The organism is Domibacillus aminovorans (assembly GCF_001643235.1).
In the GTDB taxonomy this organism is placed as follows: Bacteria; Bacillota; Bacilli; order Bacillales; family Domibacillaceae; genus Domibacillus; species Domibacillus aminovorans.
Genome location: NZ_LQWY01000050.1, coordinates 1 through 9414, shown reverse-complemented (window position 1 = coordinate 9414; position 9414 = coordinate 1). Strand labels below are relative to the sequence as shown.

7 protein-coding genes and 2 pseudogenes are annotated in these 9414 nt (G+C 39.7%); 5 read left to right on the top strand and 4 right to left on the bottom strand.

Features of this window, described 5'->3' with window-relative positions; translation table 11 throughout:
- Positions 1–493: 493 nt before the first annotated feature.
- Complete coding sequence (locus AWH49_RS14710) at positions 494–1303, bottom strand: class I SAM-dependent methyltransferase (RefSeq protein WP_063966336.1); 810 nt, start codon at positions 1301–1303, stop codon at positions 494–496.
- A 250-nt stretch (positions 1304–1553) separates the two neighbouring features.
- On the opposite strand from AWH49_RS14710, the pseudogene AWH49_RS14705 reads away from it, so the two are divergent.
- Positions 1554–2551: pseudogene (locus AWH49_RS14705) on the top strand (IS4 family transposase); the annotation flags it as partial.
- A gap of 303 nt (positions 2552–2854) precedes the next feature.
- Positions 2855–3961: pseudogene (locus AWH49_RS14700) on the top strand (tyrosine-type recombinase/integrase); the annotation flags it as partial.
- 104 nt (positions 3962–4065) lie between these two features.
- Here AWH49_RS14700 and AWH49_RS14695 read toward each other — a convergent pair.
- Both AWH49_RS14695 and AWH49_RS14690 read right to left on the bottom strand, forming a co-directional pair.
- The gene (locus AWH49_RS14695; RefSeq protein ID WP_063966335.1) at positions 4066–4314 is read right to left on the bottom strand and encodes an MBL fold metallo-hydrolase; all 249 of its coding nucleotides are present in this window, start codon (positions 4312–4314) and stop codon (positions 4066–4068) included.
- Between the two features lie 62 nt (positions 4315–4376).
- On the bottom strand, positions 4377–5462 hold the full coding sequence (locus tag AWH49_RS14690) for a branched-chain amino acid aminotransferase (protein ID WP_063966334.1): 1086 nt from the start codon (positions 5460–5462) through the stop codon (positions 4377–4379).
- 161 nt (positions 5463–5623) lie between these two features.
- Here AWH49_RS14690 and AWH49_RS14685 point away from each other — a divergent pair, with 161 nt between their 5' ends.
- From AWH49_RS14685 to AWH49_RS14675, 3 genes are all read left to right on the top strand, one after another.
- Positions 5624–6259, top strand: a complete 636-nt coding sequence (locus tag AWH49_RS14685) for an NUDIX hydrolase (RefSeq protein WP_018392912.1) — start codon at positions 5624–5626, stop codon at positions 6257–6259.
- Between the two features lie 284 nt (positions 6260–6543).
- Positions 6544–7659: a glutamate 5-kinase gene (proB, locus tag AWH49_RS14680; protein WP_063966333.1), complete on the top strand. Its 1116-nt coding sequence runs from the start codon at positions 6544–6546 to the stop codon at positions 7657–7659.
- Positions 7660–7670: 11 nt separating this feature from the next.
- On the top strand, positions 7671–8912 hold the full coding sequence (locus AWH49_RS14675; protein WP_034284744.1) for a glutamate-5-semialdehyde dehydrogenase: 1242 nt from the start codon (positions 7671–7673) through the stop codon (positions 8910–8912).
- Positions 8913–8945: 33 nt separating this feature from the next.
- Here AWH49_RS14675 and AWH49_RS14670 read toward each other — a convergent pair whose 3' ends face one another.
- The gene (locus AWH49_RS14670; protein WP_157723745.1) at positions 8946–9275 is read right to left on the bottom strand and encodes a hypothetical protein; all 330 of its coding nucleotides are present in this window, start codon (positions 9273–9275) and stop codon (positions 8946–8948) included.
- Positions 9276–9414: the final 139 nt, after the last annotated feature.

Here is a 9414-nt window from a genome sequence, read left to right as displayed (position 1 = left end):
CCTTTTTCTCTAAATCGGAGATTTTAATTTTCATGGGAGTTCAACAAGAAAATCAATGCCATTCGCTAACAGAGCCTTAATCTATAGTTTCAAGACTCCCCCAAAACACTTATTTACATAGTAAAAAAGCCGTACCAGTATACTGACTGATACGGCTTTTACTTATTGGTTACCCTTTAGCAGTTGCTCTTTTATTGCTAGGGCTTTCTCTTTAATACTCTCTCTGTCCCTTGCTTTAAAAACTCAATCTTCACATCGCCTCTTACTCCCGTTTCACAGTTTTAAAAATTACTTCTTTTTTGTAGGCTCTGTTAAAATCCAATGCTGATTTTTAACCAAAGAAAAAAGACCAAAAAAAATCGGTCTTTTATGTCTGTTTTCTTGAACTAATGCCCCCGTTAGCAGTCCATACTACAGTGTGTCACCACAGAAGATGGAAGATCCACCGTTCTTCCATGGCAGTTCAATAAGAAAGGCAGCCTTCTTGGATAATTTATAAGAGCCGCACTCCTTCTACAGCTAACATATACATCGTTAAAGATTGGGCCTCTTGAATCATCCATTCCCGATATTCGTTTTCCGCTGTCATATATTCTTTTTCAGTGATGAACCCATCTCTTTCCATTTGGACTCCTCTGCTTGAAGCAGTATCCGCCCATATTCCAATTCGAGTTTTGAAATCTGGATCTGTTCGTTTAGTTATCTCATGTTGGGGGGTTATAATAATTTCTTCAATACCACTTTTTTGAAACATTTCAGGAAGGTGATCGGCAATCGCATTATCCATACCCGCATCGGAACGCCATTTCAAATATGCAGAATAGAAAGAAAGCATACTTGAGGGAGGCTGTGGTTCCCATGATATCTTCTTATGATTATAATCAGCAACCAAAATACGCCCACCAATTTTAGTGGCTGATATCATCATTTTCAATGCCTTCAAAGGATCAGACAGCCATATTAAAACACGAGCCGAGGTAACGATGTCAAATTCTTTGTCATAGGTAAGATTATAGATGTCACCTGTTTCAAAAGTTAATCCTGGCGTATTGCCATGAGCTTGACGGGCTTTTTCGATTAGGCTTGGATTACTATCAATTCCTACAACTCGCCCGTTTGGACCTACTGCTTCTGCTATTCCATGTGTAATTGCTCCTGTACCACAACCAACATCCAGAATCGTCATCCCTTTAGTGAGTATCTCTGCAATCCTTTTATGAGAATTTGTTAACGATCGAGAATCTAATACGTTTGTTAACTTTCCCGATAACTCAGCCCGATTTCGAGCCATTTTTGTATCCATATAACTTCCCCTTCCCAACAATGATAATTTCCACTAAGTTTATTTTATCAATTAATGTTGAGTGTTCTAATAAATAATAAGTAAAAATCTAATTCCAATATGGAATCAATAAGGTTTCACTATAAAATTTGAGCATATGTATTAATGGGGTACCGCCACATGCCCATCAAGCTAAGTTAAATTCATACCCCAAAACGAAAAAACGCTATCCTTATCGTAAGAAGTTTACGAGGAAGGATGGTGTTTTTTAATGAACGATGTCATTTCAGAAGAACTCACGCTTTTCGCACAAGAACTACAACGTTTTTTATCACCGGCCATCCTACAAAAAATGGCGAAAGAAACTGGTTTTGTCAGGCGAGATAGTAAGTATCAAGCGAATGAGCTTATTGCCCTTTGTGTCTGGCTTAGTCAGGAAGTCGCAAGTACATCGCTTACGCAATTATGTAGTCGTTTAGAGGCTTCGACAGGTGTACTCATGAGCCCAGAAGGACTGAATCAACGCTTTAATATCGAAGCTGTCGCCTTTCTTCGAGAAGTATTTACCTCGCTCCTAACGCAAAAACTATGTGCGACACAATCGCTCTCTTCACACATGTTTTCTACCTTTGAACGTATTCGTATTCTAGATGCCACCGTTTTTCAGCTACCTGATACGTTCGCAACCGACTATCAAGGCTCAGGCGGAAGCAGTAACACCGCAGGTGTGAAAATTCAATTAGAATACGATTTACTAGGTGGACAATTTTTAAACGTACAACTTGGTCCAGGGAAAAACAATGATAAAACATACGGTACGATTTGTCTTAAAACCGTTAAGGCACGTGATTTGTGCTTGCGTGACCTCGGTTATTTCGATTTACGTGACTTACAAGCCATTCAAGACAAAGGGGCTTACTATATTTCTCGTTTGAAGTTGAATACACGCATTTATATCTAGAACCCTGAGCCAGAGTACTTCAAAAACGGCACGCTCAAAAAGCAAACGGAATATATTCAGCTCGATATGGCACACATGATGAGTGAGTTAGCATATGGGAGACGGTGGAAATTCCAGAAGCGTATATTGGGCAAAATCAGAAGCTCAGGGCACGTGTCATCATCCATCGGTTAACAGACACTCAAACGCAAACACGTCTAAAAAACCAAGCAGTACGTGAGAAGAAAAAAGGCACGATTATGAAAGATAAAAGCAAACGTTTGATGGGGATGAATGTGTATATGACGAATACATCGCTAGAAGAAGTGTCAAGCGAAATAGGGAAAGGAACCAGCTTCTCTGTTCTTCTTCCTTTAGCTGAAAGTTCACTGCCTTAGTGCTAATAAGCTCCCTTCTCTATAGAAAGAGTACCAGTAGCCGGCGGGGATGTTGTGAAGGATAGGCTGCCTTTCTCTGGTCGTTTTTTTCAGGGTTGATGTAGTAGTGGGGTATGAGCATCTCTCCCTTATCAGAATTTATATAGAGCTAAGAGCAACAGTACTTTAAGTTACTCTTAGCTCTTTTTGTCATTATTTGTCGAATAAAAGTGTAGACTACACTCTTTATTTAATCGTGCCTCATTTAAAGATCCCTTTACACAGGAATATAAAGTAAAGTCCAAAGGCGGGTTTTCCACTAAAAAAGAGGCGCAGATTGCTGCTGCAGATATGGAAAGGCAAATTGTTGAAGGCTCGGAAACAAGCGAGGAAAATATGAGCCTTTCCTTCTATTTAAAAAATTGGCTTGTTGAATATAAAAAAGAAACAGTCCGTAAAAATACGTATGAGCTGCATGAACGGAACGTGAGGAATCATATTCTCCCCTACTTCAAAAATATCAACCTTGTTGAAGTGAAGCCGATCATGTACCAAAAGTTTTTGAACCATCTCACCAACCAAGATTACAGCAAGCGTACAGTCGAAATTATTCATAGGACCATGTACAATGCCGTGGAAAAAGCTCTTATTCTGGGCAAATTGAAAAAGAATCCTTGCCGTGGCGCGACGTTCTCCAATCGAAATGCAAAAGAGGATACCGGTTTAAATTATATGCGCTCAGAAGACGTCCCTACTTTCTTACAGACTGCCTTTAAGTACAATTACATATACTATATTTTCTTTAAGGTTTTAATTGAAAGTGGTATGCGAAAAGGTGAGGCTGCTGCACTCCAATGGACAGACATCGATTTAAAAGAAAGCCGGATCAGCATCACGAAGTCGCTTGATTTCCAGGCTGATTCAGAAGAAGATTTATTCGGAGATACGAAAAACTATAACTCAAAGCGTGAAATTGTGATGAGCCAGTCAATCATGAATGAGCTGCGGGATCATAAGAAATGGCAGAACAACAATAAACGGACGTTAAACGATATTTATAAGCATGATGTAAACTTAGTATTTTGCCGTATCGATGGAAATTATTTACCAAACTCTACCCTATTCAACGCTTTTAAGCGCATATTGAAACAAGCCGAACTTCAACAACTACCCATTCATTCACTTCGTCATACACACGCGGTGATGCTACTTGAATCTGGTGCAAGCATGAAATTCATTCAAGACCGCCTCGGTCATGGCAGTATGGCCATTACGGCGGATGTATATTCGCATGTCAGCGACCGTCTCAGCAAAGAAACCATTGAAGAGTATGAAAATTATGTTTCAATGTTCTTAAAATAATTTTGGTCAAATTTTGGTCAAAACCGTATTCCCACTAAAAATATTGTATTTGACCAAAATAAGAAAAACTCCTTAAAGCCATACGGCTCAAGGGGTTCAGCTGATTAGAATGTTGTAAGGTATTGTTCATGTTTCCAAGGGTGTACTTGTGTGACAATCACATACTCAATTTCTTCAGGCGTAATGCCCAGTTCTTTCAATCCTTCAAGCAAATACGGAATAGATGGACTCGCACTTGTTTCTATAATGGCTTTTTTTGATTCATGAAAAACATACAAACCGGTCCGTTTCGCAAATCCTGAATCGTGAAGATCAATTAATGACACATCAAATCCTAATGAAACTGTCTCCAATAGATTGCACCTCTTTTTAGAAAAATAGACGAACTGCTTAACAGCAGTTCGTCTTATGTGAATTATTTTGATGAAGCAATTGGTACTTCCGTTACCCAATTGAATGGATCTTCAAGCGTCCCGTATTGAATACCTGTGATCGTATCATAGAGTTTTTTGGATAGCTCACCTGTTTTACCACTATTCAGTACCATTTTTTCTTCTCCCCAGAAAAATTCGCCGATTGGTGAAATAACGGCAGCCGTACCTGTACCGAATGCTTCTTCCAATTTACCGTCGCGATGTGCTTGAGCAATTTCCTCCATTGACAGACGACGCTCCGATACCGGTACATTCCAATGTTTTAATAATTGAATAACCGAATCACGCGTCACCCCTTGTAAAATACTTCCATTCAATGCAGGTGTCACAACTTCTCCATCAATTTTAAAGAACACGTTCATGCTGCCAACTTCTTCAATGTACTTTTTCTCCACACCATCAAGCCACAATACTTGTGAATATTCTTTTCCACTTGCTATTTCCTGAGCTTTTAAGCTTGATGCATAGTTGCCGGCTGTTTTCGCTTCTCCTGTTCCGCCTTTTACTGCACGCACAAATTCATTTTCCACTAAAATTTTAACCGGAGCAATCCCTTCTTTATAGTAAAGACCGACCGGCGACATAATGATCATGAATGTATAATTTTTCGACGGGGCAACCCCTAAAAATGGCTCAGTTGCAATAATAAACGGACGAATGTATAAAGATGTGCCTTCCGCTGTCGGAATCCATTCTCTATCTACCTCAATTAATTTCTTTAACGCTTCAATTACAAAGTCACCATCAATCTGTGGAATACAAAGTCGGTTATTTGAACGATTCAACCGCTCCATATTTTTTTCAGGACGGAATAAAAAAACACGTTTATCTTCTGTTAAGTATGCTTTCATTCCTTCAAAGACCGTCTGTCCATAATGGAATATCATAGCGGATGGGGAAAGTGTGATTGGTTGATACGGGACAATCCGTGCGTCGTGCCAGCCTTTCCCTTCCGTATAATCCATCATAAACATATGATCAGTAAAAACACGGCCAAACCCAAGATTCGTTTGATCTGGTTTTTCTCTTTTTGTCGCTGCTAATTGTACGTTAATTTGTTCTGTCATGATCAAGGACTCCTCATTGTAAATATTCGTCAGCAAAGTGCTGATGTATGTGCTTATCTCATTTTACAATTCTTTCGTATATTTTCACACTATAAAATCAATTTTTTCACTATCTTGTCTATTTCCATTATAATAGAAGAAAATGTTCTGGAGTTGCTAGTATGGATATTAATGAGTTAAAAATGATTTTTGAACACCGAACACCAGATATTCTAGGTGGCGAAAATTTTGCTAAATTTTCTTTGTTGCTGCCACTCATCCAAAAAGATGACGGTCTCCATCTATTATTTGAAGTACGTTCTCTTTCCATGCGGCGTCAACCAGGTGAAGTATGTTTTCCTGGCGGCAAAATTGATCCAGATGACGAGGGGCCCGATTACGCTGCGGTGCGCGAAACACATGAAGAGCTTGGCATCCCGATGGATAATATCCGTGTCTTATTCCCACTTGATTTTATACTGTCGCCATTTGGTACCATTATATACAGCTACGTGGGATTCATTGATTTAAAAGAAATGAAATTGAATGAAGCAGAAGTTGATGAAATTTTTACTGTCCCTCTGTCCTTTTTGTTGAAGACAGAACCTGCTCTTCATCATATTCGACTTCGACCCGAACCAGAAGAAGATTTTCCATATCACTTAATTACACGCGGAAAAGACTATAACTGGCAGATGAAATCAATGGAGGAATACTTTTATTTTTATGAAAACCGAATTATTTGGGGATTAACAGCCCGTATATTAAAGCATTTTTTAGATATTATCCGAGTGTCTCCAGATAGACTTGACAAATAGTTAGAATATACGATAATAAAAAGAACTGGATATCAAAATGATGGGATTAGTAGATGGTATGTAACCGGATAAGAGAAGGAGTCCACCGGCTGAAAGACTCCCGCGGCAAACACCATTGAACCTGCCCTGCACGTACATTGCTTATGAAAACATAAGCCGTTCTCCGCGTTAAGGACTTAAGTGGGCGCATTTCAGCGCCAAAAAAGGTGGTACCACGGCAAGCATACCCCGTCCTTTATTGGATAGTGAGGTGTGCTTTTTTTTATTGAAAAGGACTGATCTTAATGAAAAAACAACGGATTGTTGTTAAAATCGGCAGCAGCTCGTTAACCGATGATTATGGAAATATTGTAGAAGAAAAAATCGCGGATCATACATCTGCTATTGCAGCAATGAAAGAAGAGGGTCATGAAGTCATTGTTGTCTCGTCCGGTGCGGTGGCAGCGGGATTTAAACAACTTGGCTACAAGTCGCGGCCAAAAACAATATCCGCAAGGCAGGCCTCAGCTGCTGTTGGACAAAGTTTACTCATTCAGCGCTATATTGCTTATCTTTCACCAAAAGGCTATACGGTCGCTCAAATGTTGCTGACAAAAAGCGATTTTTATTCAAAAGATCGTTTTCAAAACTTTTATCAAGCTATGACGAGACTCCTAAACCGTGGAGCAGTGCCGATTATTAATGAAAATGACTCGATTTCCATTGAAGAGTTAACGTACGGTGATAACGATATGTTATCCGCTCTTGTCAGCGGCTTTTTACAGGCAGATGGACTTTTTATTTTAACCGATATCGACGGACTGTATGACAGTAACCCTAAAACGAATCCCGATGCGAAGCGATTTAATTTTGTTCCAGCTGTCACGGAAGATATGTTGTCAATGGCCGGTGGAAGTGGATCTTCTGTTGGAACAGGTGGCATGAAGTCAAAATTACTTGCTGCCGATAAAGCACAGTCGCTTGGTGTCTCTGTTTTTATCGGAAATGGCTCTGGTGAACAGAAATTACTTGATATTTTAGAAGGAAAAGGCGAAGGGACATATATTGGGTCGCCGATACAGCCGCATATGCAGCGAAAAAAACAGTGGCTGGCACACCATGCCCAGCCTAAAGGTTCGATTATGATTGATTCTGGCGCCGAAAGAGCTGTTGTCAAAGGTGGAAAAAGTTTGCTTTCTGCCGGTGTAAAAGCAGTCAATGGATTATTCGATGCGCTCGATATCATTGAAGTGGTAAACGAAGCTGGAGAACTTCTTGGACGTGGACAAGTTTACTATTCATCAATTGACCTTGAAAAAGTGAAAGGTTTGCCAAACAAAGAAACGAAAGCCTATTCTATCAATCAGCGGGCTGAAGTGATTCACCGTGATAATTGGGTAACATTAAAAACAGATCAATAGGAGTGAATAAAATGAGTGAATTAGTACAAAAAGCAATGTTATTAAAACAGGCTTCATTTGATATGGCCATAATATCAACAGAAGATAAAAATGAAGCATTATTATTGATTGCGGATGCATTAATCGAAAAAACAGCTTATATTCTAAATGCCAATGAACAAGATATGGTGTCTGGCCGCGCAGCTGGGTTCACAGAGTCCCTTCTTGATCGCCTTCAATTAACAGAAAACCGTATAGCCCAAATTGCCGGTGCTGTCCGTCAGTTAACAGAGCTCTCGGATCCCATTGGCGAAACGGTCGAATCATGGACAACAGAACATGGTCTCGAAATTGAAACCATTCGTGTGCCACTAGGCGTGGTCGGTATGGTCTATGAAGCACGTCCTAATGTGACTGTTGATGCTGCAACCCTTTGTTTAAAAGCAGGCAATGCCGTTCTTCTTCGCGGAAGTACATCTGCCCTGCACTCTAACAAAGCCCTTGTAACGGTTATGAAAGAAGCGCTCGAGGCTTCATCTATTCCAACGGATGCCTTGCAACTGTTAGAAGATACGAGCCGCGAAACAGCTACGGAAATGTTTAAGTTAAATAAATATTTGGACGTGTTAATTCCACGTGGCGGGGCTGGCCTCATTCAATCCGTCATCACACAGGCAACGGTTCCCGTTCTTGAAACAGGTGTCGGTAACTGTCACATCTTTATTGATGAATCCGCTGAGAAAGACATGGCGATCGATATTGTGATTAATGCGAAAACACATCGCCCATCTGTATGCAACGCAGCAGAAAGTTTACTCGTTCATGAAAACTGGCCCTACCAAAATGAATTATTGAATGCATTGAAACAGGCAGATGTTGAAGTGTACGGAGATGCGTTACTAGCGGACAAATATGATTTTGTCACATTGGCATCAGAGGAAGACTGGGGGCAAGAATATTTATCCATGACGTTATCAGCGAAAATAGTTAAGGATACACGTGAAGCGATTTCACATATTAATCAGTATGGTACGAAACATTCTGAAGCGATTGTTACGGAAAATAATAACAACGCTGATTTATTTTTCGGAGGTATTGATGCAGCTGTTTTATATCGTAATGCGTCAACACGCTTTACAGATGGAGAACAGTTCGGATACGGTGCAGAAATCGGCATTAGCACGCAAAAGCTTCACGCGCGGGGTCCAATGGGATTAAAAGCGATCACAACCGTCAAATCGCTTGTGCGCGGCACTGGTCAAATCCGTCAATAAAAATAAGCGTCAGGAATATTCCTGACGCTTATTTTATATAAAAGCTTTATCAATATAATTGCTTTCTTTTAAGACAAAACCGCCTTCAACCAACTCTTCCCACAAAAGTCGATCAAGTGCATAAGGAGCCTGTTCTTGCAGAGCTTTTAATTGTTTTTTCTCAAATGTAAAGACATATGAAAATCCGTCAATAATAAATATCCCTGATACATTTTTTAACATTTTGTCCCAATCAAAAAGAAGTATCGTATCGTTACCCCAATCGATTAATTGTTTTTCCATGCAATTAATAACATAAAAAAAGAAACTTTCTTGATCCATTACTTTTGCTAAGTAGCTTCTCAGCATTCCTGAAGTATTCATATGTTGCATCTCCAGTCCCATAAATTGTATTTCCCTATCCTTTTCCTCCACTCTTTCTTTTAAACGAAAAAAAGCACATCTGAAAAAGATGTGCTTTCAGCTTGTAGACAAAGTCTTCATTTTGAAGGCGATGTTTGCG

What these genes read in the sequence shown, in the direction of transcription:
- AWH49_RS14710 (WP_063966336.1), bottom strand. Translation starts at nt 1,303, where the DNA reads ATGGATACAAAAATGGCTCGAAATCGGGCTGAGTTATCGGGAAAGTTA.
- AWH49_RS14690 (WP_063966334.1), bottom strand. Translation starts at nt 5,462, where the DNA reads ATGACAGAACAAATTAACGTACAATTAGCAGCGACAAAAAGAGAAAAA.
- AWH49_RS14685 (WP_018392912.1), top strand. Translation starts at nt 5,624, where the DNA reads ATGGATATTAATGAGTTAAAAATGATTTTTGAACACCGAACACCAGAT.
- proB (WP_063966333.1), top strand. Translation starts at nt 6,544, where the DNA reads ATGAAAAAACAACGGATTGTTGTTAAAATCGGCAGCAGCTCGTTAACC.
- AWH49_RS14675 (WP_034284744.1), top strand. Translation starts at nt 7,671, where the DNA reads ATGAGTGAATTAGTACAAAAAGCAATGTTATTAAAACAGGCTTCATTT.
- AWH49_RS14670 (WP_157723745.1), bottom strand. Translation starts at nt 9,275, where the DNA reads ATGAATACTTCAGGAATGCTGAGAAGCTACTTAGCAAAAGTAATGGAT.